Consider the following 26,602-nt stretch of genomic DNA (forward strand, 5'->3'; position numbering starts at 1 on the left):
CATCGATACGTTGTTAACTATCGTCCCGCTCGCGGATGTATTCCTCGAGCAGCTTCTTCTCTTCTCCAGAAAGCGAGCGGCTTTCCAGAAGATCGGCGCGTCGTTCAAAGGTCCTGCCAAGGGACTGCTGTAAACGCCAACGCCGGATATGCGCGTGATTGCCACTCAGCAACACGTCGGGAACACGCTGATCCGCATACACCTCAGGTCGGGTGTAGTGCGGGCAATCCAGCAGACCATCCGTAAAGGAATCTTCCTCAGCGGAATCCGCATGCCCTAAAGCTCCGGGCAGCAGTCGTGTAACCGCATCGATCATGACCATGGCCGGCAGCTCGCCGCCAGACAACACATAGTCACCAATCGACCACTCTTCATCGACATGAGCCTCAATAAAGCGCTCGTCAATGCCTTCATAGCGACCGGCAATCAGGATCAATGCATCCGATTTCGCCAGTTCGCGTACCGCCGACTGAGTCAGTTGACGGCCTTGGGGGGACAGGTAAATCACCTTCGCCGCCTCCCCGGCTGCTGCCTTGGCCTGAACCAGTGCATCTTCCAGGGGCTTGATCTTCATCACCATGCCCGGACCACCGCCAAACGGGCGATCGTCCACAGTGTGATGTCGATCCGTCGTGTAATCCCGCGGATTCCAACAGGTCAGCTGCAAGAGCCCCTGTTTGACCGCACGACTGGTAATGCCGTACTCACTGATGGCCGAGAACATCTCGGGGAACAGCGTAATGACGTCTACGCGCAGGCTGGCCATTGCTTAGAAGTCCGCGTCCCATTCCACCCTCATCACGCCTGCTTCCAGGTCGATTGCCAGCACGCATTGCTCCGTATAGGGCAACAACCGCTCGCGATCATCCAGGCTGCCAACGCAGGGCTTGACCACCAATACATCGTTCGCGCCGGTCTCCAACAGGTGATCAACCTTGCCGAACAATTGTTCGTCCTGGTTGATGACGCTCAGACCTTCCAACTGGTACCAGTAGTACTCGTCGGCGGTCAGGTCGGGCAAAAGGCTTCGCGGGATGCAAATCTCGTAACCGCTCAGAAGACGGGCTTCATCGCGATCGTCGAGGCCTTTGAGCTTCACAACCAGATCCTTTTGAGTGGATCGGCCGCTGACCAGCTCGACCTGTTTCACCACGCCTTCGCGCCGAAGCGTCCAGTTGCGATAGCCCAACAGGTTTTCAATCGGATCGGTAAAGGAAAAGACCTTCACCTCGCCGCGAACGCCGTGAACCGAAAAAATCTTGCCGACAACGATCAGGTCATCAGCTTTTTCTGGCGTCGCGCTCATACTGCTCAGGCTGCAGCCTTGGCAGATTCCTTCAGCAACTGAGCAACACGCTCAGAAGGCTGTGCACCAACGCTCAGCCAGTAGGCAACGCGCTCTTGGTTCACGGACAGACGGATTTCCTGACCACGGGCAACAGGGTTGAAGAAGCCAACCTGTTCTTTGTGGGAACCGTCACGCGGGTTGCGGGAGTCGGTTACGGTCAGGTGGTAAAACGGGCGCTTTTTGGAGCCGCCAAGGGCAAGACGGATTGTTAGCATGTGAACATCGTTCCTGTAGTCGGTGCTGCAAATCTAAATGCACAGCGGGCATGGGTGCCCGAAAGGCCGCATATTCTAAGGAATATCCGGACTTTTGCAAATGACTTTTTCCGGCGCCTGTGGCATGCCGTGCAGATTTGCATATGGGGCCGTCGTTTAACACGGCCGGTCAGCTCCCGCCGAGTGCGGGTTTGCTGTGGATCCCGCTTCCTTGCGGGACTGCGCCGGTGCGACGACCGGCGAGTTCTTTTACATCTTTGGCATGCCGCCGCCGGGCAACATTCCGCCCATGCCGCGCATCATTTTCGCCATTCCGCCCTTGGCGGAGAATTTCTTCATCATCTTCTGCATCTGCTTGTGCTGCTTGATCAAGCGACCGATGTCCTGCACCTGGGTGCCGGAACCCATGGCGATCCGGCGCTTGCGCGAACCGCTGATCAGCTCAGGGTCGCGGCGCTCGGCCGGGGTCATGGAATTGATGATGGCTTCCATCTGTTTGAACTGCTTCTCTGCGGCGCTCTGGGCATTGCCCATTTGCGAGAGATTGACGCCGCCGATGCTCGGCAGCTTGTCCATGAGCCCGCCGAGGCCGCCCATGTTCTTCATCTGTTGCAGCTGATCGCGGAAGTCTTCGAGGTCGAAGCCCTTGCCCTTCTTCAGCTTCTTGGCAAGCTTGTCGGCCTTGTCCTTGTCGAGGGTCGCTTCAGCCTGTTCGATCAGGCTGAGCACGTCGCCCATGCCGAGGATCCGCGAAGCGATACGCTCGGGGTGGAACGGATCGAGCGCTTCGCTCTTCTCGCCCATACCGATGAACTTGATCGGCTTGCCGGTGATAGCGCGAACGGACAGCGCGGCACCGCCACGGGCATCACCGTCGACCTTGGTCAGGATCACGCCGGTCAGCGGCAGCGCATCACCGAAGGCCTTGGCCGTGTTGGCCGCGTCCTGACCGGTCATGGCGTCGACCACGAACAGGGTTTCAACCGGATTGATCGCGGCGTGCAGCGCCTTGATCTCGCCCATCATCTCTTCATCGATGTGCAGACGACCGGCGGTGTCGACGATGACCACGTCGATGAATTTCAGTTTTGCTTCTTTAATAGCTGCGCTGGCGATGTCGACCGGTTTCTGGCTCAGGTCGGACGGGAAGAACGTCACGCCGATGTCGTTGGCCAAAGTTTCCAGCTGTTTAATAGCAGCAGGACGGTAGATGTCCGCCGACACGACCATGACCGACTTTTTCTTGCGCTCTTTAAGGAAGCGCGCCAGTTTGCCGGCGGTGGTGGTTTTACCCGCACCCTGCAGACCGGCCATCAGAATGACGGCAGGCGGCACGGCGCTCAGGTTCAAGTCTTCGTTGGCCGCGCCCATCAGGCTTTCCAGTTCGGCCTGGACGATCTTCACAAACGCCTGGCCCGGCGTCAGGCTGCGCGACACCTCGGTGCCGACAGCGCGCTCCTTGACCGAATTGACGAAGTCCTTGACCACCGGCAGGGCGACGTCGGCCTCGAGCAACGCCATGCGCACTTCGCGCAGGGTGTCTTTGATATTGTCCTCGGTCAGCTTCGCCTTGCCGGTGACATGGCGCAGCGTCTGCGAGAGACGGTCGGTTAAGTTTTCAAACATTGCGCGATCCTTTCAGGCCCTGTGTAGACCGGGATAATGGCGGCCCAGACCGGAATCAACATGTGCTCGGCGAGCCTGCGGCGTGGGCAGGTCGCGGATTATAGCGAAGACTGCGGCTGGCGGACACCTCGCTGTCAGCTTGCCGGTCTTTCGTGCAACGGCGGTTCTATGCCAAACTCAGCCCCTTTCGGGCTTGCCTAACAGGATTTATGCTCCCCTTGTCACCGAGTTTGCTGACCACCCTCGCCGCCGCCCTTCTCTACGCCGCTGCGACCCTCTATCAGGGCACCCGCCTGGCCACTGGCGCCAAGGCCAACAAGCGCCTGCTGGTCTCGCTCGGCGTTCTCGCCGTGCTGGCCCACAGCGCCAGCCTGCTTACGCATTTATTGACACCGATCGGTCTGGGCCTGGATTTCTTCAGCGCTTCGAGCCTGATCGCTGCGGCGGTCATTGCCCTGACCCTGCTCGCCTGCTCGCGGATTCCGGTGGAAAACCTGCTGGTGCTGCTGTTCCCGCTGGGTGCGATCACGGTGCTGCTGGCGCAGTTCGCGCCGGCCGGTACGGTGCAGATCATCGATGAAGAACCGGGCATCCTCGCGCACATCCTGTTGTCGATCCTCGCCTACGGCATGTTCACCATCGCGGTGTTCCAGGCCTTGTTGCTGCTGGTGCAGGATCATCAGCTCAAGCACAAGCACCCGTCCGGGCTGATCAAGAACTTCCCGCCACTGCAAACCATGGAAAGCCTGCTGTTCGGCTTCCTCTGGGCTGGCTGGACATTGCTGTCGCTGTCGTTGATCTCCGGCTGGCTGTTCGTCGAGAACCTGTTTGCCCAGCATCTGGTGCATAAAACCCTGCTGGCCTGCCTGGCCTGGATCGTGTTCAGCGTCCTGCTGTGGGGCCGTAACCGCCTCGGCTGGCGCGGACACAAGGCAATCCGCTGGACCCTCGCCGGTTTCTGCCTGCTGATGCTCGCGTATTTCGGCAGCAAACTGGTCCGTGAATACATCCTGCACATCTGACGGGCGGCATAAATGGACGGTTTGCCCATAGGGCCGATGCTCGCGGTATTTGCCCTGCTGATTCTCTGGTCAGGGCTGTTTACCGCCGTCGAAGCGGCGCAACAGCACCTGCTCGCGCAACGCACCGCTTCCCGCGCCAGCGACAAGCCCCTGGCCAGGCTCAGCTTCCCGCTCGACAGCCTGATCCTCTGCAATACCCTGTGCCGCGCCCTCGCCGTCATTCTGGCCACGCTGCTGGCAATCTTTCTCTGTGAAGAAAACGGCCCCTGGGCGGCTTGCCTTGGCGCCGGCGCCCTGCTGCTGGTTTTTGCCGACTATTTCCCCCGCGCCCTCGCCCAGCGTTATCCGGATGCGGTGTTGTCGTTCGGCAATACGCTGCTGGCGGTACCGCTGAAGGTCGTTTACCCGCTTGCCTGGCTGCTCAGCCGCGTCAGTGGTTTGCTGATGCGCCCGTTCATCCGCAAGGCCCAGGTGGTGCAACAAAGCGAAGACGATGTGCCGGCGGAGCGTCATGATGACCCCGATCATCCAGTGCGCCCGCACCCGGTTTCGGGCATCCATGCGCTGGATAACATCACGGTCAACGACATTCTGGTGCCGCGCAGCGATGTCGACGGCATCAACCTCGACGATCCGATCGAAGAAATCACCGAGCAACTGCGCCACAACCGTCGTACTCGTCTGCCGCTGTTTCACAGCGATATCAATCAGGTCGAGGCGGTGCTCAACACCCGGCAGGTCCGCCATTTGCTGGACAATGGCAACCTGACCCGCGAAGCCTTGCTGGCGGCCAGTTACGAGCCCTACTTCGTTCCCGAAAGCACCCCGCTGCAACTGCAGCTGCTGAACTTCCACAAGCAGCAGCGGCGGCTGGGCATGGTGGTGGACGAGTACGGCGAAGTACTGGGGATTGTCACCCTGGAAGACATTCTCGAAGAGATCGTCGGCGAATTCGAAAGCGAGCACAGCCTCGACAACCCGCACATCCACCCGCAAGCCGATGGCCGCATGGTGATCGATGGCGCGGCGTCGATTCGCGAACTGAACAAATGCCTGGGCTGGCACCTGCCCAGCGACGGCCCCCGGACCCTCAATGGCCTGGTGACCGAAGCGCTGGAAACCATCCCGGAAAGCGCGGTCTGCCTGAAGATCGGCCGCTACCGGCTGGAGATTCTCGAAACCGAAGAGAACCGGGTCAGCAAGGTCCTGATCTGGCACACCTCCTCAGCCCCGGCGCTCGCCCCTGCCCGCTAGGCAGCCCCTTGTTCAATCGTTAGCCACCTTCCTATAATCGCGGTGCTTACCCAAGCCCCGCCGAACCGCGTGCTTACCCCGCACCCGACAAATTCCGGCCGGTTCATTGGCAATATCCGCACCACACCGACGACTGTTCCTACCTGAAGCAGCGATCGCGCCTCATCCCACATCCCTGGGTGTTCGACCATAATAATTCGCTCCAACGGAGCTCATGACTGTCAGGGATCACCGCATGACGACCAGTACCGCTTACAGCGACACCACGCCCGCCCAACCGACCAACTCCGCCACCCGCGTGGCCACCGCGAGTTTCATCGGCACGGCCATCGAGTTCTACGATTTCTACGTCTACGCCACCGCCGCTGCGCTGGTGATCGGGCCGGTGTTCTTCCCGCAGACCTCCGGCACGGCGCAGATGCTCTCGGCATTCCTTACCTTCGGCATCGCCTTCCTTGCACGACCGCTGGGCTCGGCGCTGTTCGGCCACTTCGGCGACCGCATCGGGCGTAAATCCACTTTGGTGGCCTCACTGCTGCTGATGGGTGTCTGCACCACGCTGATCGGCGTGCTGCCGGGTTATGACACTATCGGCGCCTGGGCACCGATCCTGCTCTGCGTGCTGCGCTTCGGCCAGGGCCTGGGATTGGGGGGCGAATGGGGTGGCGCGGCGCTGCTGGCGACCGAAAACGCCCCGAAAGGCAAACGGGCGTGGTTCGGCATGTTCCCGCAACTCGGCCCTTCGATTGGTTTTCTGGCTGCCAACGGTCTGTTCCTGACGTTGGCCATGAGCCTGAGCGACGATCAATTCCGCAGCTGGGGCTGGCGGATTCCGTTCCTGCTCAGCGCCGTGCTGGTGATGGTCGGGCTGTACGTGCGCCTCAAGCTTCACGAAACCCCGGTGTTCGCCAATGCCATTGCCCGCCAGGAACGAGTGAAAGTGCCGCTGGTCGAGCTGTTCAGCCAATACTGGGCGCCGACGCTGCTGGGCGCCGCCGCCATGGTGGTGTGTTACGCGCTGTTCTACATCTCGACCGTGTTTTCCCTGAGCTATGGCGTATCAACATTGGGTTACAGCCGCGAGACTTTCCTCGGACTGCTGTGCTTCGCGGTGCTGTTCATGGCAGCCGCGACGCCGCTGTCGGCATGGGCCAGTGATCGTTACGGACGCAAACCGGTGCTGATCGTCGGCGGTGTGCTGGCGATTCTTTCCGGATTTCTGATGGAGCCGCTGCTGACTCAGGGATCGACCTGGGGCGTGGCGCTGTTCCTGTGCATCGAACTGTTTCTGATGGGCGTGACATTCGCCCCGATGGGAGCATTGCTACCGGAACTGTTTCCGACGCACGTGCGGTATACCGGCGCATCGGCAGCCTACAACCTCGGCGGCATCGTCGGAGCCTCGGCGGCGCCGTTCTTCGCGCAGAAACTGGTGGCGACGGGTGGTTTGAGTTACGTCGGCGGGTATGTGTCGGCGGCAGCGGTGCTCAGCTTGATCGCTGTGCTGTGCCTGAAGGAGACGCGCAATAACGACCTGAATCAGGTGGTGTAAGCGCAAAGATCGCTCCCGGGCGGGAGCGATCAGATGGCGTGATTACAGCTCTACAACAACAGCCTGGGAAGCACGGGTCGCCTTGGCGCGGGCCGCTTCAATCGACTCGTCACGCGCCAGCGCAACACCCATGCGACGCTGACCATTGACTTCAGGCTTGCCGAACAGACGCAGCGCGGTATCCGGCTCGCTCAGTGCAGCACCGAGGTTGGCGAATGCGGTCTGGGTCGACTGGCCTTCCACCAGAATCACCGCCGAAGCCGATGGGCCGAACTGACGGATCAGCGGCACCGGCAGACCGAGGATCGCCCGGGCGTGCAGGGCGAACTGCGACAGGTCCTGGGAAATCAGGGTCACCAGACCGGTGTCGTGCGGGCGCGGCGACACTTCGCTGAACCACACCTGATCGCCTTTGATGAACAGCTCGACGCCGAACAGGCCACGACCGCCCAACGCTTCGGTCACGGCTTTGGCAACGCGCTCGGATTCAGCCAGCGCCACCGGGCTCATCGCCTGAGGCTGCCAGGATTCCTGATAGTCGCCCTTTTCCTGACGGTGGCCGACTGGAGCACAGAACGTCGTGCCGCCGACATGACGCACGGTCAGCAGAGTGATTTCGTAGTCGAAATCGATAAAGCCTTCGATGATCACCCGACCTTTGCCGGCGCGACCGCCCTCTTGCGCGTAATCCCAGGCTTTCTGCACGTCATCGGCGCTGCGCAGCAGGCTCTGGCCCTTGCCCGAAGAACTCATCACCGGTTTTACGACGCACGGAAAGCCGAGGTCCTGAACGGCCTTGCTGTAATCCTCGAAGGTGTCGGCGAAGTGGTACGGCGAAGTCGGCAGGTCCAGCTCTTCGGCAGCCAGTCGACGGATGCCTTCGCGGTTCATGGTCAGTTGCGCGGCGCGAGCGGTCGGGATCACGGTGAAGCCTTCGGCCTCCAGTTCGACCAGCGTGGCAGTGGCGATGGCTTCGATTTCCGGCACGATGAAGTGCGGCTTCTCGGCTTCGATCACTGCACGAAGGGCGGCACCATCGAGCATGTTGATCACGTGGCTGCGATGGGCAACCTGCATGGCCGGCGCGTTGGCGTAACGGTCAACGGCGATCACTTCAACGCCCAGGCGTTGCAGCTCGATCACCACTTCCTTGCCCAACTCACCACAGCCACACAGCAATACGCGGGTCGCGGTCGGCGACAATGGAGTTCCGATACGGGTCATCTCAGGTCCTCAAAGAAGCGGATCATCGAGGAAAGCAACGCCAGACGCGCTTTCCATGGGGAGAAAGCGCGGCATTTTACATGAACCTGAGGGTTTGGCTTCAGCCGGCGACAGCCTGTTTGCGTTCGCGCCAGGCCATGATCAGCCAGACGGCGGTAACACCGGCGAACTTCGAGGCCAGCGCGGTGATAAGCACTGGCGGCGTCAGCAGGTCGATCATGCCAAAGAAGATGAAGGTATCGAGGGGAATGCTCAGCGCCGAACTGATCCACAAGCGGTCGCGCAACGGGCGCCTGGTGATGGTGAATACCAGCCAGTCAATGCACTCGGAGACCGCGAACGCCGTGGCGCTGGCCAGCGCAATCGATGGATCGGACGTGACATAAGACAGCACCAGTGCCGCCAGCATCGCCACGATCGCGCCATGACCGAAACGGGTCTGCACCATGTCGCGCAGCACGAACACCAACCCGCCCCAGGCCGACCAGATGATGTCCAGGTGCGGCGCGGTGGAGAAGGCGAAGTTGATCAGCACGACGCTGCTGATGTAAGAGATGAGGAAAATCATGGGGCGTGACCTGTCAATTTGGCGCACAGGTTACTTCAGCCCTTCGATGACGCCAATCAAATCGGCTATTGCCCCGGCGTTTTGCCGATCATCCAGACCAGGCCACTGGCCTTGGCCCGCTCATGGCACAGCCCGAGCACAACCCGGCGTTCATCATTGGTCATGCGGCTCCAGCGAGTGATCTCCTCGACCGTGCGCTGGCAACCGGTGCAAATATCGTCTTCGTCCAGCGCGCAAATGCTCACGCACGGCGAGGCGACAGGTCTTTCCGGGGTTGTCATTCTTCCTGCTCGACCAGATCGCGCGCATAGCGCTGGGAGTTATGCACATAGTGCGCGGCACTGGCTTCGAGCATTTTCTTCTGCGGCTCAGTGAGTTCGCGCACCACCTTGCCCGGCGAGCCCATCACCAGCGAGCCGTCAGGAATTTCCTTGCCTTCGCCGATCAGCGAGTTGGCGCCGATGATGCAGTTCTTGCCGATCTTCGCGCCGTTGAGAATGACTGCGTTGATGCCGATCAGGCTGTAGTCGCCGACCGTGCAGCCGTGGAGCATGGCGTTGTGGCCGATGGTCACGCCGGTGCCGATGGTCAGCGGATAGCCCATGTCGGTGTGCATCACCGTGCCGTCCTGAACATTGCTGTTCTTGCCGATCAGGATCAGTTCGTTGTCGCCGCGCAGCACGGCGTTGAACCAGACGTTGGCGCCCTCTTCCAGTCTGACCTTGCCCACCAGCACGGCATTGGGGGCGACCCAGCTCTGCGGATGGGTGTCGACACGGGCGTCGCCCAGGCGGTATTTCATCTTGTTTTCCTCAGGGCTCACGATGGCTGGCCGTTCGAACGATGGCTTCAGGTATTGATGAAGCTTTTGGGCGGTTGATGCAGGCTGATTCTGGCGTCATAGAGCAGGTTGATCAACTCGACGATCATGATTGCCGTCAGCCCCCAGATCTTGTATTCGCCGTAACGATAGCTCGGCACGTACCAACTGCGACCCTGATAGTCGATGCGGTGGGTGTGTTCGCGCGGATCCTTGCGGAAGAACTCCAGCGGCACACTGAACACCGCAGCGATCTCGGCATCATTGGCCTGGTATTCGACAAAATCGGGAATCACCCCGACATACGGAGTGACCTTGATGCCATGCAGGGAAATCAGCGGGCTGAGCGGACCGATCACTTCGACCAGTCCCGGCGGCAGGCCGATTTCCTCTTCGGCTTCACGCAGAGCGGTAAACACCAGGTCCGGGTCTTCCGGATCCCGTCGTCCACCGGGGAAGGCGACTTCGCCGCCGTGGGTCGAAAGGCCGCTGGCCCGCAGGGTGAGGACAAGTTCGGGTTCGTCACTGCGAGTAATCGGCACCAGGACAGCGGCCTCGGGGAAACGCGTGTCGGTCTCCAGCGTGCGCGGCGTGTGATTGCTTACCCGGTGCAGTAGCTCGTCCAGCATAAGTGTTCTCGATCGGTGCCTTACCCTGCATCATGCACCAATCATTGCGACCGCCCAACCCCCGAACGGGGGTCATGTCGCGAAACGACAACTTGCCGACTGACACCGCTGCACGCCAAGATAGGCGCAGCATTCAGGAACCCCAGCATGAAATTTTGCAGCCAGTGCGGCAACCCGGTGACCCAGCGCATTCCCGAAGGCGACTCGCGGCTGCGATTCGTCTGCGACAGCTGTCAGACGATTCACTACCAGAACCCCAATATCGTGGCCGGTTGTGTACCGACCTGGGGCACCAAGGTCCTGCTGTGTCGCCGCGCCATCGAGCCACGCCTCGGTTACTGGACCCTGCCTGCCGGTTTCATGGAGAACGGCGAGACCATCGAACAGGCCGCCATCCGCGAAACCGCCGAGGAAGCCTGCGCCCGGGTGCGCAACCTGAGCATCTACACCCTGATCGACGTGCCGCACATCAGTCAGGTGCATGTGTTTTTCCGCGCCGAGCTGGCGGATCTGGACTTCGCCGCCGGACCCGAAAGCCTGGAAGTGCAATTGTTCGACGAGAAAGACATTCCCTGGGACGAGCTGGCTTTCCGCACGGTGGGCCGTACTCTGGAATGCTTCTTCGCTGACCGGCGCGTCGAGGTCTATCCGGTTCGCTCCGAATCGATCCCGCCGCTCGCTCAACCGGCCATCACTTGATTTCGGCGGCGGCCGGCCGATAACCGGCTAACGCAGCCCGCGACAGCGCCTGCACACTATCTATAAATAAAGTATCTGCTTCATTTCCGGGGAATCGTTTCAATGCGCTGGTTGCTTGCCCTGTTCTACCTGTCATTCGTCACCGCCTCCCAAGCGTCATTCGTGACCACCGTGACGCCTTCGAACACCCCATTCATCGAAAAAGTACTGGTGCTCAAATCGGCTCATCAACTGCAGCTCATAGCCGGCGGCAAGCCACTCAAGAGCTATCGTATTTCCTTGGGCAAAGGGGCGAAAAAAGGCCCGAAACTGATTGAAGGCGACAAACGCACACCGGAAGGTTTCTATTGGATCGACTGGCGCAAGACCAGCGACAAGTTCAACCTGTCGATGCACATTTCCTACCCGAACATCAGCGACTCCGCCCGCGCACGGCGCGAAGGCGTCGAGCCTGGCGGAATGATCATGATCCATGGCACACCCGACTCCGAGGACACCCCGGAACAACTGTTCCACACCCTCGACTGGACCGACGGCTGCATCGCCATGCGCAACATCGACATGCGCGAAGTCTGGAACCTGGTGCCGGATGGCACGATGATCGAAATCCGCCCCTGATTCTTTCACCAGGGTGCCAGCTCTCTGCGGGCCGCGATGCGGCCCTTTCTCCTGACCATTGGTCGCCCGTAAAAAATAAATTCAAAAGATCGCAGCCTGCGGCCAGGCCTGAACGGTGATACCACTTTCACCCGCCAGAACGGCCGCAGACTGCGATCTTTTGCGTTTTACAGTCCACCTCTAATACCACTTGAAACCACCCACCTTGAAACCCTCGAACCCATAGGCCTACAGGCATTTCCGACGCGTTGACATGGTATGCAAGTGGTATTAGTTTTCGCCCGACAACCGAGCGACAACAATCCTACATCAGCGCCGGAAATGCCTTACATGAACGACCTCCACGCCCTACGCCCCGACGACTCCCAGCCGACGCCGCTATACCTGCAACTGGCGCGCAACCTGGAAGCGGCGATCCATGCCGGCCAGTGGAAAGCCGAACAGGCGATGCCGTCGGAGCGCAATCTCAGCGAACTGCTGGGGATTTCCCGAGTGACCGCGCGCAAGGCATTGGAAGTCCTGCTCGACCAAGGTTTGATCCGCCGCCTGCAAGGTTCCGGCACCTTCATCACCCCACGCCTGGAACAACCGCTGTCACGCTTGTCGGGTTTCAGCGAAATGCTGCGCCTCAAGGGCTTCGTACCCAGCTCGCAATGGCTGGAACGGGAAATCACCCTGCCCACCCACGAAGAACTGATCCGCCTCGGCCTATCACCGAACGACAAGGTCGCGCGCATGAAACGCCTGCGCAAGGCCGACGACACCGTGATGGCCATCGAGATGAGCACCCTGCCCGCCTCGATCATGCCCAAGCCACAGGTGGTGGGCGATTCCCTCTACGAACACCTCGACAGCATCGGCAAACCGATCGTGCGCGCCCTACAGCACATCCAGGCCATCAATGCCTCGGACGAGTTCGCCGCACTGGTCGGCATCGCCCCCGGCACCGCGATGCTGCTGATGACCCGGGTCGGCTACCTGGAAGACAACACGCCGATCGAAGTCACCGACACCTATTGCCGCAACGACTACTACGACTTTGTTGCAGAGCTTCGCCGCTGATCAGCAGCCAGGCCAAACGAGAGAAGCGAAATGTCTGAAGACAACATCCTCACCGCTGGCGGCTGGATTCGCGGCCGGCTGATCCACGAACACGGCAGAGTCGTGTCGATCGAAGGCGCGCCTTGCGATCCGGCGACCAATGACTTGCCGTATCTGCTGCCGGGTTTCATCGACCTGCACGTCCACGGCGGTGGCGGCAAGGACATCATGGAAGGCGCCAGCGCGTTCGAGACCATCACCAAGACCCACGTGCGCTTCGGCACCACCTCGCTGCTGGCCACCACCATGACCGCGCCGAGTGCCGAAATCTCCAGCGTGTTGAAGGACGTCGGAACCTTCTGCGAACAGCGTCCGAATGGCGCCGCCCGGGTCCTCGGCGTTCACCTCGAAGGCCCCTACATCAATCCCGGAAAACTCGGCGCCCAGCCGAACTTCGCCCACACCGCGTTGATGGCCGAAGTCGAAGACTATCTGGCGCTAGCACCGATCCGCGTGATCACCATCGCCCCGGAAATCGCCGGCCATGACGGCTTGATTCGTGAACTCAGCAGCCGTGGCATCCGCATGCAGATCGGCCACACCCTCGGCAGTTACGAGGAAGGCGTCGCCGCCCTCGAAGCCGGCGCCACCAGTTTCACCCACTTGTACAACGCCATGAGCCCGCTGCATCACCGCGAGCCGGGCATCGTCGGCGCCGCCCTCGCCCACGCCACATTCGCCGAGCTGATTCCGGATTTGCTGCACGTGCACCCCGGCGCGATCCGCGTGGCCCTGCGTTCGATTCCGTGCCTGTACTGCGTGACCGACTCGACCGCCGCCGCCGGCATGCCCGACGGCGAGTACAAGCTCGGCAGCCACACCGTCACCAAATGCCTGGGCGGCGTGCGCCTGCCCGACGGCACGCTGGCCGGCAGCACCCTGACCATGGATCAGGCCCTGCGCAATCTGGTGAAAATCGGTCTGCCGATCGCCGAGGCCTCACAGCGTCTTTCGCAATTCCCCGCCGACTACCTCGGCATCACCGAACGCGGGCGCCTTGCACCTGGCGCCTGGGCCGACTGCGTGCGGCTGGATCGCTCACTCACACTGACCGCCGTCATGGTCGAAGGAGAAGACATTGACTTCAAAAATGCTTGAGGAGGCGCTGTCCTCGTTCGAGGCCGTGCAAGCCCAACTGCAGCAGCTCGACCCGCAAATGATCGAGATCGCCGGGCGCCTGCGCCGTCAGCCGCCGCAAGTGGCAATGACCGTCGCCCGAGGCAGCTCCGACCATGCGGCGAGCTACTTCGCCTACCTGACCATGCAGCAACTGGGGGTTCCGGTGGCGTCGCTGCCGATGTCGGTGGTGACCATGCAACAGGCGCCGTTGAAGGTCAGCGGTCAGGTTGCGTTCGCGTTTTCCCAATCGGGGCAGAGCCCGGATCTGGTCAACAGCCTGCGCCTGCTGCGCAAACGTGGCGCGCTCAGTGTGTCGATGGTCAACGCCGCCGATTCGCCGCTGGAGGCTGCGTGCGAATTCAGCCTGCCATTGCTGGCCGGCACCGAAAGCAGCGTCGCCGCGACCAAGAGTTTCATCGCCACCCTCAGCGCCAGCGCCCGTCTGATCGCCCACTGGAAAGAAGACGCCGAATTGCTGGAAGCGCACAACGCTCTGCCCGAAGGCCTGCGCGAAGCCGCGCAACAGGACTGGAGCCTGGCCATCGACGCCCTGCGCGATTGCGAGCGTTTGATGGTGATCGGCCGTGGCGCCGGTTTCGCCATTGCCCAGGAAGCCGCGCTGAAATTCAAGGAAACCTCGGCGATCCAGGCCGAAGCCTTCAGCAGCGCCGAAGTCCGTCACGGCCCGATGGCCCTGATCGACGAGCACTACCCGCTGCTGGTCTTCGCCCCACGCGGTGCCGAACAGGCCGGCTTGCTGAGCCTGGCAGCCGAGATGCGTCAGCGCGGCGCCCGCGTGCTGCTGGCCGCGCCGGATGACGTGAGCGAACGCGACCTAACCCTCAGCCGTGCCGAACACCCGGCCCTCGATCCGATCCTGGCGATCCAGAGTTTCTACGTGATGGCGGCCGGTCTGGCCGTGGCCCGTGGCATGGACCCGGATCAGCCGCGACACCTGAGCAAAGTCACCCGTACGCACTGAGTCCGAACCGAACGTTTTCCTGATGAGACCGAGCCATGCACAACAACAATAAAGAGCTGACTTTAAGCGCCCCGCTCAGCGGCCCGGTGCTCACGCTCGCCAACGTTCCGGACGCGGTGTTCGCCAGCGGCGCGATGGGCGACGGCATTGCCATCGATCCGCTGAACGACACCCTGTATTCGCCCTGCGCCGGGGTGGTGATCCACGTCGCCCGCACCGGCCATGCGCTGACCGTGCGCGCTGACAACGGCGCCGAGCTGTTGCTGCACCTCGGTCTGGACACAGTGGAATTGCAAGGTGAAGGCTTCTCGATGCTGGTCAAGGAAGGCGCGCGGGTCAGCAATGGCCAGCCGCTGCTGCGCTATGACCTGGACAAGGTCGGCCGCCAGTGCAAAAGCCTGGTCAGCCTGCTGATCCTGACCAACAGCCAGGATTTCCAGGCGCGCCCCATCACCCTGAAAACGGTGAAGGTCGGCGAGCCGCTGCTGCACATCGTCGCTCGTCACAGCACAGCGGCGAATGCAGAAGAACTCGGCGGCCCGGAAGTTCTCGGTCACGTGCAGGTTGCCCATCGCGGCGGTCTGCATGCGCGCCCGGCGGCGTTGATCCGCCAGACCGCGCAAGGGTTCAAGAGCCAATCGCAGCTGCATTTCGCCGGCAAGTCGGCATCGTGCAACAGCCTCATCGGCTTGATGGGCCTGGCGATTGGCGAGCAGGACGAAGTGCAAGTCAGTTGCCAGGGCCCGGACGCACAGGCTGCGCTGCAAGCCTTGCTCACTGCGCTGGCCACCGCACTGCCCGAAGACCATCATGCCGCCGCACCGGTTGCCGCCGCTCCACGCAATCGCCCGGCAGAGGCTGGCGTGTTGCACGGTGTGTGCGCCGCACCGGGCCTGGTCGGCGGGCCGCTGTTTCGTCTGAACGCGATCAGCCTGCCGGCCGACAGCGGCAATCATCAGCCCGAACATCAACTACAGATTCTCGACACCGCGCTGAATCAGGTTCGCAGCGAAATCGACGGCACCCTCGCCCAGGCGAAAAAACAGCGCAATGCCGACGAAGAAGCGATCTTCGCCGCGCACCTGGCCTTGCTGGAAGACCCGGCCTTGCTCGACGCCGCCCAGCAATCGATTGAAACCGGCACGGCGGCGACCCACGCCTGGAGCCAGTCCATCGATGCGCAATGCCAAGTGCTGCAAAACACCGGCAGCCCACTGCTGGCCGAGCGCGCCAACGATCTGCGCGACCTCAGGCAACGAGTGCTGCGCGCCCTGCTCGGCGAAGCCTGGCATTACGACGTGCCGACCGGCGCCATCGTCGCCGCCCACGAACTGACGCCGTCGGACCTGCTGCAACTGAGCGCGCAAGGCGTCGCCGGTTTGTGCATGGCCGAAGGTGGCGCGACTTCCCACGTGGCGATTCTGGCTCGGGGCAAAGGCCTGCCGTGCGTGGTCGCACTGGGCTCGGCGCTGCTCGATCAAGCGCAAGGCCTGTCGGTGGTCCTCGACGCCGACGGCGGTCGCCTCGAGCTGACGCCGAATGCCGAGCGTCTGGCCGAAGTGCAGCAGGCGCAAATCGACCGTCAACAACGGCGCGACGCCCAGCAGGCCCAGGCCCATCTGCCGGCCGAAACCCGCAACGGCGTATCCATCGAAGTGGTCGCCAACGTCGCCTCCAGCCACGAAGCGGCGGATGCGTTTGCCAACGGCGCCGACGGCGTCGGCCTGTTGCGCACCGAGTTCCTGTTCGTCGATCGCCACACTGCGCCGGACGTCGAAGAACAACGCGCCGCCTATCAAGCGGTGATCGATGCCATGGGCGACAAGTCGGTGATCATCCGCACCATCGACGTCGGTGGCGACAAACAACTCGACTACCTGCCGCTGCCGGTCGAAGCCAACCCGGTACTCGGCCTGCGCGGCATTCGCCTGGCCCAGGCCCGCCCGGAAATCCTCGACCAGCAACTGTGCGCACTGCTGCAAGTCAGCCCGCTGCAGCGCTGCCGGATCCTGCTGCCGATGGTCACCGAGGTCGACGAACTGCTGCACATCCGCCAGCGGGTCGATGCGCTGTGTCTGGAACTGGGCATCAATCAACGTCCGGAAATCGGCGTGATGATCGAAGTCCCGGCCGCCGCCCTGCAAGCCGAACAACTGGCCGAGCACGCCGACTTCCTGTCCATCGGCACCAACGACCTGTCGCAATACACCCTGGCCATGGACCGCGACCACGCCGGCCTCGCCGCACGGGTCGATGCCTTGCACCCGGCGCTGCTGCGCCTGATCGCCATGACCTGCGAAGGCGCGGCGGTGCATAAACGCTGGGTCGGTGTGTGCGGCGCCCTGGCTTCCGACCCGCTGGCGACGCCGGTGTTGATCGGCCTGGGCGTGACTGAGTTGTCGGTAAGCCCGGTACAGATCGGCGAAATCAAGGACCGCGTGCGCCAGTTGCACGAAGCCGAATGCCAACGCCTCGCCCGGGACTTGCTCAAGCTGAGCAGCGCCGCCGCGGTGCGTCATGCCTGTCATCAACATTGGCCTCTGCGCTAACAAAAACAACAAGGACAAACGCCATGTACCAACTCTTCATCGAAGGCCTGCAACGCCTCGGCCGCGCGCTGATGCTGCCGATCGCGATCCTGCCGATCGCCGGCCTGCTGCTGCGCCTGGGCGACACTGACCTGCTGAACATCGCGATCATCCACGACGCCGGCCAGGTGATCTTCGCCAACCTGGCAATGATCTTCGCCATCGGCATCGCGGTCGGCTTCGCCCGTGACAACAACGGCACCGCCGGCCTCGCCGGAGTGATCGGCTACCTGGTGATGATCTCCACCCTCAAGGTGCTCGACGCCAGCATCAACATGGGCATGCTCGCCGGGATCGTCAGCGGCCTGATGGCCGGCGCGCTGTACAACCGCTTCAAGGACATCAAACTGCCGGAGTACCTCGCCTTCTTCGGTGGTCGGCGTTTTGTGCCGATCGTCACCGGGTTCGCGGCGGTCGGTCTGGGCGTGGTGTTCGGCTACATCTGGCCGCCGATCCAGCAAGGCATCAACAGCTTCGGCAGCCTGATGATGGAAAGCGGCAGCTTCGGCGCCTTCGTCTTCGGCGTGTTCAACCGCCTGCTGATCGTCACCGGCCTGCACCATATCCTCAACAACATGGCGTGGTTCGTGTTCGGCAACTTCACCGACCCGACCACCGGTGCTCTGGTCACTGGCGATCTGTCGCGTTACTTCGCCGGCGATCCCAAGGGCGGCCAGTTCATGACCGGCATGTTCCCGATGATGATCTTCGGCCTGCCGGCCGCGTGCCTGGCGATGTACCGCAACGCCCTGCCGGAACGCCGTAAGGTCATGGGCGGGATCTTCCTGTCGATGGCCCTGACTTCTTTCCTGACCGGGGTGACCGAGCCCATCGAATTTGCCTTCATGTTTCTGGCGCCGCTGCTGTATCTGGTGCATGCGTTGCTGACCGGGTTGTCGATGGCGATTACCAATGCGCTGAACATTCACCTCGGCTTCACCTTCTCCGGCGGTTTCATCGACATGGTGCTGGGTTGGGGACGCTCCACCAACGGCTGGCTGGTGGTGCCGGTGGGACTGGTTTATGCCGTCATCTATTACGCGGTGTTCGACTTCTGTATCCGCCGTTTCAATCTGAAAACGCCGGGACGTGAAGACGTGACCGCTGCCGAGAAATCCGTGCTGACAGAAAACGAGCGCGCCGCTGCGTACATCAAAGCCTTGGGAGGTGCCGAGAATCTGGTCACCGTCGGCGCGTGCACCACGCGGCTGCGACTGGAAATGGTCGATCGCAACAAAGCCTCCGATGCCGATTTGAAAGCACTGGGTGCAATGGCCGTGGTACGTCCGGGCAAGGGCGGCAGTCTGCAGGTGGTCGTCGGGCCGATGGCCGACAGCATTGCCGACGAAATCCGCCTGGCGATGCCCGCATTGGGCCGAGCCGCAGCGACTGCTCCTGTCGCCGTCGTCGAAACCAGCGAGCCCGTTGCTATAGCCGCACCCCAGGTCCAGCAATGGCTGAGCGCCCTGGGCGGCAGCGACAACGTGCTGCAACTCGACTGCATCGCCATGAGCCGGATCCGCCTGCAACTGGCCGATGGCAAAGCGCTGTCGGAAAGCCGATTGAAAGAACTTGGATGTCTGGGTGTGAGCGCGCTGGAAGATGGCGTATGGCACTTGCTGGTGGGGGATCGGGCGCAGAGCCTGAGTGCGGCGTTGGAGGGGTTGGTTAATCGGAGTGAGGTGAGTGCAAAAGTCTGATGGTCGCCATCCAGTTTTGACTTTAAGCGATTACAAACAAGAGACCCGGCCCAGGCCGGGTTTCCTGTTTCATTTGAAGCAACCACCGCAGGACCGGAGCTTCCGAGGGGCAAGCTAAAACCAAATGGGAAGATTCGGTAAAACCCACACATCTTTAAACATTCGAAAATGGAACGCGGAGCGTCCCAGGCTGCATTCCCACGCGGAGCGTGGGAACGATCAAGCAGTACAAAGTTACCTTCTGCTTCCTGCTTCCTGCTTCCTGCTTCCTGCTTCCGCTTCTGCTTTCGCTCCCCACCACTCAACACGATGAGCGTTAGCTCGAGTAAGGCTTTGACGTGCCGGCCCCATCGGCAGGCTGAGTGGAGGGATTTATCCGGGGGTGGGAGCGCAGCGACCGTGCGGCGAAGCCGCATGCATCGAGAGGAGGTGCAGCGAAGCAAACCGTAGGCGATGCCCCCGGATGAATCCCGGAACGAAGGAACACCGAGCCAAAGCGAGGTGCCGAACGCCGGGGGCCCAGCGTTTTTGGTTACTTTTTTCTGGGCCGGCATTCCGGGCGTTTGAAAAAAGTGACTCGCCGTAAGGGCGAAACCGCCAGTGGCAACACCCGAAGCAACGGATATTCACTCAATCCCAAAAACCAAAAAACCCGCTGAAATCACTCCCAGCGGGTTTCCCGTATCAGCAGCCAAGGAAGATCAAAAATCCTCCAACCGCCACACTTCATAAGCCGGCGTCTCATAGGGATGGCTCAACTTAAGAGCCGCCACTACCGAGCGAATCAACTCATCGCCAACGACAAGCTCAACCTTCCACTCCTCGACCCGCTCAACCTGCCCAGCCTGACCAATGAACGGCTGACTCCCGTCCAGAGGCCGAAACTGACCCGTACCAAGCACCTGCCACGCACAGTGGTCATAGTCACCAATCCGCCCACCACCGGCAGCGAACACAGCATCCTTGACCACCTCGACATGGCTGTCGGGAACAAAAAACGCGAGCTTGTACACAGCGCTTAGTTCACCCACACACGAGCGTTACGGAACATACGCATCCAGGGTGCGTCTTCGTTCCAGTCTTCCGAACGCCACGAGTTCTGCACGGCACGGAACACACGCTCCGGGTGCGGCATCATGATCGTCACGCGACCGTCGCGGCTGGTGAGGCCGGTGATCCCGCGCGGCGAACCGTTCGGGTTGGCAGGGTAAGCTTCGGTGACCTTGCCGTGGTTGTCGACGAAACGCATCGCCACGCAACCCGACAGATCGGCTTCCAGCAGTGCCTCTTCGCTTTCGAATTCGGCATGGCCTTCACCGTGAGCGATGGCGATCGGCATGCGCGAACCGGCCATGCCCTGCAGGAAGATCGAGTTCGACTCTTGAACCTGTACCATCGCCACGCGCGCTTCGAACTGCTCGGAGCGGTTGCGCACGAAGTGCGGCCAGAACTCGCTGCCCGGGATCAGCTCGTGCAGGTTGGACATCATCTGGCAACCGTTGCACACGCCGAGGGTGAAGCTGTCGTTACGTTCGAAGAAGCCCTGGAACGCATCGCGGGCACGGCTGTTGAACAGTGCGGACTTGGCCCAGCCCTCACCGGCGCCGAGAACGTCGCCGTAGGAGAAACCACCGCAGGCCACCAGACCCTTGAACTCGTTCAGGTCGACGCGGCCGGCCAGAATGTCGCTCATGTGCACGTCGATCGCATTGAAACCGGCGCGGTCGAACGCTGCCGCCATTTCCACCTGACCGTTGACGCCCTGCTCACGCAGCACGGCAACCTGTGGGCGAATGCCTTTCTTGATGTAAGGCGCGGCGATGTCCTGGTTGACGTCGTAGCTCAGCTTGACGCTCAGGCCCGGGTTGTCTTCTTCCAGCAGCGCATCGAACTCTTGCTCGGCGCAGTCGGCGTTGTCGCGCAGACGCTGGATCTGGTAGCTGGTCTCGGCCCACTGACGTTGCAGCAGACGACGCTGGCCTTCGAACACGGTGTCACCGTTGAAGGTGATGTTGATCTGGCCGTTGTTGATCGGTTGACCGATCACCGACACGCAGTCGCCCAGACCGGCAGCGCTGAATTGGGCGAGGATGTCCGGGGTGGCGTCCTGGCGAACCTGGATCACGGCACCCAGTTCTTCGTTGAACAGGATGGCGGCGATTTCAGCGGAGCTTTCGGCAACGCTGTCCAGGTTCAGGCTCAGACCGCAGTGACCCGCAAAGGCCATTTCCACCACGGAAGTCAGCAGACCACCGTCGGAACGGTCGTGGTAAGCCAGCAGGTGACCGTCGGCGTTGAGGCCCTGGATCACGGCGAAGAACGCTTTCAGGTCTTCGGCGTCGTCGACGTCCGGAGCCTGCTTGCCGAGCTTGCCGTGAACCTGCGCGAGGATCGAGGCGCCCATGCGGTTCTGGCCGCGACCGAGGTCGATCAGGATCAGGTCGGTGGTGCCCTTGTCCATGCGCAGTTCCGGAGTCAGGGTCTGACGGATGTCAGCCACTGGCGCGAAACCGGTCACGATCAGGGACATTGGCGAGGTGACGGTCTTGTCTTCGCCGTTGTCGTTCCAGCGGGTGGCCATGGACATCGAGTCCTTGCCAACCGGAATGGTCAGGCCCAGCTCAGGGCACAGTTCCATGCCGACCGCTTTCACGGTGTCGTACAGACGCGCGTCTTCGCCCGGGTGGCCGGCAGCGGACATCCAGTTCGCCGACAGTTTGATGTCGGAGAGCTTGTTGATGCGCGAAGCGGCAATGTTGGTCAGGGTTTCGCCGATGGCCATGCGGCCCGACGCCGGCGCATCCAGCAGCGCCAGCGGAGTGCGCTCGCCCATCGCCATCGCTTCACCGGTGTAGACGTCGAAACTGGTGGCGGTGACGGCCACGTCGGCCACCGGAACCTGCCAAGGGCCGACCATCTGGTCACGGGCCACGAGGCCGGTGATGGTGCGGTCGCCGATGGTGATCAGGAAGCTTTTGCTTGCCACGGCCGGGTGGTGCAGAACGCGCTCGATGCTTTCGCCGATGTCGAGGTTCGACGGATCGAAGTCATCGCCCAGCTCGGCTTCGCGAACCACCGAACGATGCATGCGCGGGGCCTTGCCCAGCAACACTTCCAGTGGCATGTCCACCGGGTTGTTGCCGAAGTGGCTGTCGGTCACGGTCAGTTGCGGCTCGGCGGTGGCTTCACCGACAACGGCAAACGGGCAACGCTCACGTTCGCAGATCGCCTTGAAGCGCTCGAAGTCGGCCGGGCCGACCGCCAGAACGTAACGTTCCTGGGATTCGTTGGACCAGATTTCGTGCGGGGCCATGCCCGGTTCGTCGTTCGGAATGTTGCGCAGTTCGAAACGGCCACCACGGTCGCCGTCGTTGACCAGTTCCGGGAAGGCGTTGGACAGACCGCCCGCACCCACGTCGTGGATGAAGCTGATCGGGTTCTTGTCACCCAGCTGCCAGCAACGGTCGATGACTTCCTGGCAGCGACGTTCCATTTCAGGGTTTTCACGCTGAACCGAAGCGAAGTCCAGATCCGCCGAGCTGGTGCCGGTGGCCATGGAGGAAGCAGCGCCGCCGCCCAGGCCGATCAGCATCGCCGGGCCGCCGAGCACGATCAGCTTGGAGCCGACAACGATCTCGCCTTTCTTGACGTGTTCTTCACGGATGTTGCCCATGCCGCCAGCCAGCATGATCGGCTTGTGGTAACCGCGAACCTCGTCACCGTGCGGGGTGGTGATCGACTGTTCGAAGGTACGGAAGTAACCGGTCAGGGCCGGACGGCCGAATTCGTTGTTGAACGCAGCGCCGCCCAGCGGGCCTTCGATCATGATGTCCAGCGCGTTGACGATGCGCTCAGGCTTGCCGTACGGCACTTCCCATGGCTGTTCGAAGCCAGGGATCTGCAGGTTCGACACGGTGAAACCGGTCAGGCCGGCCTTCGGCTTGGCGCCACGGCCGGTTGCACCTTCGTCGCGGATCTCGCCACCGGAACCGGTGGACGCGCCCGGGAACGGAGCGATCGCAGTCGGGTGGTTGTGGGTTTCGACCTTCATCAGGATGTGCACCGGCTCCTGCACCGCGCCGTACTGGCGGGTTTCCGGATCCGGGAAGAAGCGGCCGGCGACGTTGCCGACGATCACCGAGGCGTTGTCCTTGTAAGCGGACAGCACGCCTTCGCTGTGCATCTGATAGGTGTTCTTGATCATGCCGAACAGGCTTTTTTCCTGGCTCTCGCCGTCAATATCCCAACTGGCGTTGAAGATCTTGTGGCGGCAGTGCTCGGAGTTGGCCTGGGCGAACATCATCAGTTCGATGTCGTGCGGGTTGCGCTTGAGACCGTTGAAGGCGTTGACCAGGTAGTCGATCTCGTCTTCGGCCAGGGCCAGGCCCAGTTCGACGTTGGCTTTTTCCAGCGCGGCGCGACCGCCGCCGAGGATGTCGATGGCGGTCAGCGGCTTCGGTTCGGCGTGGCTGAACAGACCGGCGGCCTGCTCGAGGTTGGCCAGAACGATCTGCGTCATGCGGTCATGCAGTACGTCTGCAATCTGCTGCGCTTCGGTTTCGCTGAACTGGCCGGCGACGTAGAACGCGATGCCGCGCTCCAGGCGCTGGATCTTGCTCAGGCCGCAGTTGCGGGCGATGTCGCTGGCCTTGCTCGACCATGGCGAGATGGTGCCGAAACGTGGCAACACCAGGAACAGACGACCGGTCGGCTCTTGAACCGGAACGCTTGGACCGTACTTCAGAAGGCGCGCAAGCACCTGCTGTTCGTCGCCGGTCAGGACGCCGGTGACTTCGGCGAAGTGAGCGAATTCAGCATACAGGCCACTGACAGCTGGAACCTTCTGGCTCAGTTGCTCAAGGAGTTTGCTGTGGCGAAAGGCAGAAAGGGCAGGAGCGCCGCGCAGGATCAACATCTTCGGGACAGCCTCGGGAAGGGGTGTGCTTTGAGGCCGTGCATTCTAGCCTAAACCGCCCTCAACATCACCCGAAACGCTACGCACGGTTGCACCCGGATGTCGAGTGGTGTTCCTGCCTTGAGGGTCAAATTTATCGGGTGTTGCAAGGCGGGTTATTTTTTCTGTCACAAAATGCCTTTCGGGCCCGTTTCTGCGGGGTTTCGCGCGGTTTTGTGATGCCTAGCAGACAACCCCTCGACTGTCGAGATATGGCGCCCGTTGTCCTTTGCGTATACTGCGCACATGTTTTCCCCAACGGCTTTGCGTCCGCGATACGCCAAATGGCTGATCGCTACCGGACTCTTCCTGATGCTCAGTGGCTGTGTTGATAAACCCAACACACTCGAGCGCGTAAAGGAGGATGGCGTGCTGCGGGTGGTCACCCGAAACAGCCCCGCCACCTACTTTCAGGATCGCAGCGGTGAAACCGGCTTCGAATACGAGCTGGTGAAGCGCTTCGCCGACGATTTGGGGGTCGAGCTCAAGATTGAAACCGCCGACAACCTCGACGATCTGTTCAACCAGGTCGGCAAGCCGAACGGTCCGGTACTGGCGGCCGCCGGCCTGGTCAGCAGCGAACAGCGCAAGAAGCAGGTGCGCTTCTCCCGCTCCTACCTCGAAGTCACCCCGCAGATCATCTATCGCAACGGCCAGTCACGCCCCACCGACGCCGGCGATCTGGTGGGCAAGAAGATCATGGTGCTCAAGGGCAGCACCCACGCCGAACAACTGGCGGAGCTGAAACAGAAATATCCTGGCATCCAGTACGAAGAGTCCGACGCCGTTGAAGTGGTCGACCTGCTACGCATGGTCGATGAAGGTCAGATCGACCTGACCCTGGTCGATTCCAACGAAGTGGCGATGAACCAGGTGTACTTCACCAACATCCGCGTGGCCTTCGACCTCGGCGACGCGCGCAGCCAGAGCTGGGCCGTGGCCGCCGGCGAAGACAACAGCCTGCTCAACGAGATCAACAGTTATCTGGACAAGGTGCAGAAGAACGGCACCCTGCAACGTCTGAAAGACCGTTATTACGGCCACGTCGACGTCCTCGGCTACATGGGCGCCACCACCTTCGCCCAACATTTGCAGCAGCGGCTGCCCAAATACGAACAGCACTTCAAGGCCTACGCCAAGAAAGAGAAAGTCGACTGGCGCCTGCTGGCGGCGATCGGTTATCAGGAATCGCTGTGGCAACCGGCGGTCACCTCGAAGACCGGCGTGCGCGGGCTGATGATGCTGACCCAGAACACTGCCCAGGCCATGGGCGTGTCCAACCGCCTCGATCCGAAGCAGAGCATCATGGGCGGCGCCAAGTACCTGGCCTACATGAAGGATCAGCTCGACGAGTCGATCCAGGAACCGGATCGCACCTGGTTTGCTCTGGCGGCCTACAACGTCGGCAGCGGTCATCTGGATGACGCACGCAAACTGGCGGCCAAGGAAGGGTTGAACCCGGACAAGTGGCTGGATGTGAAAAAGATCCTGCCGCGCCTGTCGCAGAAGCAGTGGTACAGCAAGACCCGCTACGGCTATGCCCGGGGCGGCGAACCGGTGCATTTCGTGGCGAACATCCGTCGCTACTACGACATCCTCACCTGGGTGACCCAGCCGCAGCTTGAAGGCGATCAGGTGGCAGAGGGCAATCTGCATGTGCCGGGGATCGACAAGTCGAAACCGGCTCAAGAGCCCGCCCCGTTGTAACAAACACCCCAAAATAAATGTGGGAGCGAGCCCGCTCGCGAAGGCGTCGTGTCAGCCGTCATCATCGTTGACTGATACAGCGCTTTCGCGAGCAGGCTCGCTCCCACAGCTTTTTTGTCGAGGCTTAGTGCTTGGCGGCGGCCAGGATCAGCGCTTTCATTTCAGAGACAGCAGACTTGAAGCCTACGAACAACGCGTGCGCCACCAGCGCGTGACCGATGTTCAGCTCGTTGATGCCCTTGATTGCGGCAACCGCCTCGACGTTGTGATAGTGCAGGCCATGGCCGGCATTGACGATCAGGCCCTGGGCCAGACCGAACGCTACGCCGTCCGCGACACGCTTGAGCTCTTCAGCCACTTCGGTCGGCGTTTCGGCATCCGCGTAACGCCCGGTGTGCAGCTCGATGGCCGGTGCGCCGACGCGCTTCGACGCAGCGATCTGCCGCTCGTCGGCGTCGATGAACAGCGATACCTCGCTGCCGATCTTCGACAGACGCTCGACCGCCGCCCTGATCCGCTCTTCCTGCCCTGCCACATCCAGACCGCCTTCGGTGGTCAACTCCTGACGAGTCTCCGGGACCAGACAGATGTGCGCCGGACGGATGCGCTCGGCGAACGCCATCATCTCTTCGGTGACGCCCATTTCGAAGTTCATGCGGGTTTGCAGCACATCCTTGAGCAGCAGCACGTCGCGCTCCTGAATGTGCCGACGGTCTTCGCGCAGGTGCACGGTGATGCCGTCAGCGCCCGCCTCTTCCGCGTCCAGCGCTGCCTTGACCGGATCCGGATAGCGCGTGCCCCGGGCCTGACGCAGGGTGGCGACGTGGTCGATGTTCACGCCAAGAAGAATGCGATTGCTGGTGGTCACGGATGCGC

Annotated in this window: 23 protein-coding genes; 11 read left to right on the forward strand and 12 right to left on the reverse strand. The window is 61.8% G+C overall.

Translation table 11 applies throughout. The annotated features are described in order from the left end of the window. Positions 1–13 precede the first annotated feature (13 nt). The 4 genes from trmD to ffh all read right to left on the reverse strand — a co-directional run bounded on the left by trmD (position 14) and on the right by ffh (position 3,189). On the reverse strand, positions 14–766 hold the full coding sequence (gene trmD / locus BMZ46_RS06620; RefSeq protein ID WP_039769553.1) for a tRNA (guanosine(37)-N1)-methyltransferase TrmD: 753 nt from the start codon (positions 764–766) through the stop codon (positions 14–16). Between the two features lie 3 nt (positions 767–769). Continuing rightward, positions 770–1,306 carry a ribosome maturation factor RimM gene (gene rimM, locus BMZ46_RS06625; protein ID WP_011332613.1) on the reverse strand — a complete coding sequence of 179 codons (537 nt, stop codon included), beginning with the start codon at positions 1,304–1,306 and terminating at the stop codon, positions 770–772. 5 nt (positions 1,307–1,311) lie between these two features. Then, positions 1,312–1,563: a 30S ribosomal protein S16 gene (gene rpsP / locus BMZ46_RS06630; RefSeq protein WP_003185073.1), complete on the reverse strand. Its 252-nt coding sequence runs from the start codon at positions 1,561–1,563 to the stop codon at positions 1,312–1,314. Between the two features lie 249 nt (positions 1,564–1,812). Further along, complete coding sequence (ffh, locus tag BMZ46_RS06635; RefSeq protein WP_039769551.1) at positions 1,813–3,189, reverse strand: signal recognition particle protein; 1,377 nt, start codon at positions 3,187–3,189, stop codon at positions 1,813–1,815. Between the two features lie 209 nt (positions 3,190–3,398). On the opposite strand from ffh, the gene BMZ46_RS06640 reads away from it, so the two are divergent. The 3 genes from BMZ46_RS06640 (at position 3,399) to BMZ46_RS06655 (ending at position 7,017) form a co-directional block, all read left to right on the forward strand. Continuing rightward, positions 3,399–4,211 (forward strand): cytochrome C assembly family protein, encoded by an 813-nt coding sequence (locus BMZ46_RS06640; RefSeq protein WP_039769548.1) that lies wholly within the window; start codon positions 3,399–3,401, stop codon positions 4,209–4,211. 12 nt (positions 4,212–4,223) lie between these two features. Then, a complete protein-coding gene (locus BMZ46_RS06645) occupies positions 4,224–5,465 on the forward strand; it encodes a transporter associated domain-containing protein (protein WP_074691225.1) in 1,242 nt (413 codons plus the stop codon). 235 nt (positions 5,466–5,700) lie between these two features. Then, positions 5,701–7,017 carry an MFS transporter gene (locus tag BMZ46_RS06655; RefSeq protein WP_074691222.1) on the forward strand — a complete coding sequence of 439 codons (1,317 nt, stop codon included), beginning with the start codon at positions 5,701–5,703 and terminating at the stop codon, positions 7,015–7,017. Between the two features lie 42 nt (positions 7,018–7,059). Here the strand turns inward: BMZ46_RS06655 and purT are convergent, their stop codons facing one another. From purT to BMZ46_RS06680, 5 genes are all read right to left on the reverse strand, one after another. Then, complete coding sequence (gene purT, locus BMZ46_RS06660; RefSeq protein WP_039769540.1) at positions 7,060–8,241, reverse strand: formate-dependent phosphoribosylglycinamide formyltransferase; 1,182 nt, start codon at positions 8,239–8,241, stop codon at positions 7,060–7,062. 100 nt (positions 8,242–8,341) lie between these two features. Continuing rightward, the gene (locus tag BMZ46_RS06665; RefSeq protein WP_074691220.1) at positions 8,342–8,809 is read right to left on the reverse strand and encodes a preQ0 transporter; all 468 of its coding nucleotides are present in this window, start codon (positions 8,807–8,809) and stop codon (positions 8,342–8,344) included. Positions 8,810–8,874: 65 nt separating this feature from the next. Then, positions 8,875–9,090 carry a DUF1289 domain-containing protein gene (locus tag BMZ46_RS06670; RefSeq protein ID WP_007954618.1) on the reverse strand — a complete coding sequence of 72 codons (216 nt, stop codon included), beginning with the start codon at positions 9,088–9,090 and terminating at the stop codon, positions 8,875–8,877. Next, positions 9,087–9,611 (reverse strand): gamma carbonic anhydrase family protein, encoded by a 525-nt coding sequence (locus BMZ46_RS06675; protein WP_025112181.1) that lies wholly within the window; start codon positions 9,609–9,611, stop codon positions 9,087–9,089. The genes BMZ46_RS06670 and BMZ46_RS06675 overlap by 4 nt, the downstream gene beginning before the upstream one ends. A 47-nt stretch (positions 9,612–9,658) precedes the next feature. Next, the gene (locus tag BMZ46_RS06680) at positions 9,659–10,258 is read right to left on the reverse strand and encodes a CoA pyrophosphatase (protein WP_039769535.1); all 600 of its coding nucleotides are present in this window, start codon (positions 10,256–10,258) and stop codon (positions 9,659–9,661) included. Positions 10,259–10,405: 147 nt separating this feature from the next. Here BMZ46_RS06680 and BMZ46_RS06685 point away from each other — a divergent pair, with 147 nt between their 5' ends. From BMZ46_RS06685 to nagE, 7 genes are all read left to right on the forward strand, one after another. Then, a complete protein-coding gene (locus tag BMZ46_RS06685) occupies positions 10,406–10,957 on the forward strand; it encodes an NUDIX hydrolase (RefSeq protein ID WP_039769534.1) in 552 nt (183 codons plus the stop codon). Positions 10,958–11,059: 102 nt separating this feature from the next. Beyond that, a complete protein-coding gene (locus BMZ46_RS06690; protein WP_074691218.1) occupies positions 11,060–11,575 on the forward strand; it encodes a L,D-transpeptidase family protein in 516 nt (171 codons plus the stop codon). 330 nt (positions 11,576–11,905) lie between these two features. Next, entirely contained in the window at positions 11,906–12,637 is a 732-nt protein-coding gene (locus BMZ46_RS06695) for a GntR family transcriptional regulator (protein WP_039769530.1), read from the forward strand. A 30-nt stretch (positions 12,638–12,667) separates the two neighbouring features. Beyond that, positions 12,668–13,774 carry an N-acetylglucosamine-6-phosphate deacetylase gene (gene nagA, locus BMZ46_RS06700; protein WP_039769528.1) on the forward strand — a complete coding sequence of 369 codons (1,107 nt, stop codon included), beginning with the start codon at positions 12,668–12,670 and terminating at the stop codon, positions 13,772–13,774. After that, a complete protein-coding gene (locus BMZ46_RS06705; protein ID WP_092163858.1) occupies positions 13,755–14,777 on the forward strand; it encodes an SIS domain-containing protein in 1,023 nt (340 codons plus the stop codon). Before nagA ends, BMZ46_RS06705 begins: the two co-directional genes overlap by 20 nt. 35 nt (positions 14,778–14,812) lie before the next feature. Next, complete coding sequence (gene ptsP, locus BMZ46_RS06710) at positions 14,813–17,326, forward strand: phosphoenolpyruvate--protein phosphotransferase (protein ID WP_074691216.1); 2,514 nt, start codon at positions 14,813–14,815, stop codon at positions 17,324–17,326. 23 nt (positions 17,327–17,349) lie between these two features. Next, positions 17,350–19,065 carry an N-acetylglucosamine-specific PTS transporter subunit IIBC gene (gene nagE, locus BMZ46_RS06715; RefSeq protein ID WP_074691214.1) on the forward strand — a complete coding sequence of 572 codons (1,716 nt, stop codon included), beginning with the start codon at positions 17,350–17,352 and terminating at the stop codon, positions 19,063–19,065. Positions 19,066–19,766: 701 nt separating this feature from the next. Here nagE and BMZ46_RS06720 read toward each other — a convergent pair. Both BMZ46_RS06720 and purL read right to left on the reverse strand, forming a co-directional pair. After that, on the reverse strand, positions 19,767–20,078 hold the full coding sequence (locus BMZ46_RS06720) for a YqfO family protein (RefSeq protein WP_074691212.1): 312 nt from the start codon (positions 20,076–20,078) through the stop codon (positions 19,767–19,769). A gap of 5 nt (positions 20,079–20,083) precedes the next feature. Next, positions 20,084–23,980, reverse strand: coding sequence for a phosphoribosylformylglycinamidine synthase (gene purL / locus BMZ46_RS06725; RefSeq protein ID WP_074691210.1), 3,897 nt, complete (start codon positions 23,978–23,980; stop codon positions 20,084–20,086). A gap of 285 nt (positions 23,981–24,265) precedes the next feature. Between purL and mltF the strand changes: the two genes are divergently transcribed. Further along, positions 24,266–25,726, forward strand: coding sequence for a membrane-bound lytic murein transglycosylase MltF (mltF, locus tag BMZ46_RS06730; protein ID WP_011332593.1), 1,461 nt, complete (start codon positions 24,266–24,268; stop codon positions 25,724–25,726). A 124-nt stretch (positions 25,727–25,850) separates the two neighbouring features. On the opposite strand, the gene pdxJ is transcribed toward mltF, so the two are convergent. Beyond that, positions 25,851–26,594, reverse strand: coding sequence for a pyridoxine 5'-phosphate synthase (gene pdxJ, locus BMZ46_RS06735; RefSeq protein WP_064382428.1), 744 nt, complete (start codon positions 26,592–26,594; stop codon positions 25,851–25,853). Positions 26,595–26,602: the final 8 nt, after the last annotated feature.

It is taken from the genome of Pseudomonas sp. NFIX49, from assembly GCF_900115915.1.
Taxonomy (GTDB): Bacteria; Pseudomonadota; Gammaproteobacteria; order Pseudomonadales; family Pseudomonadaceae; genus Aquipseudomonas; species Aquipseudomonas pharyngis.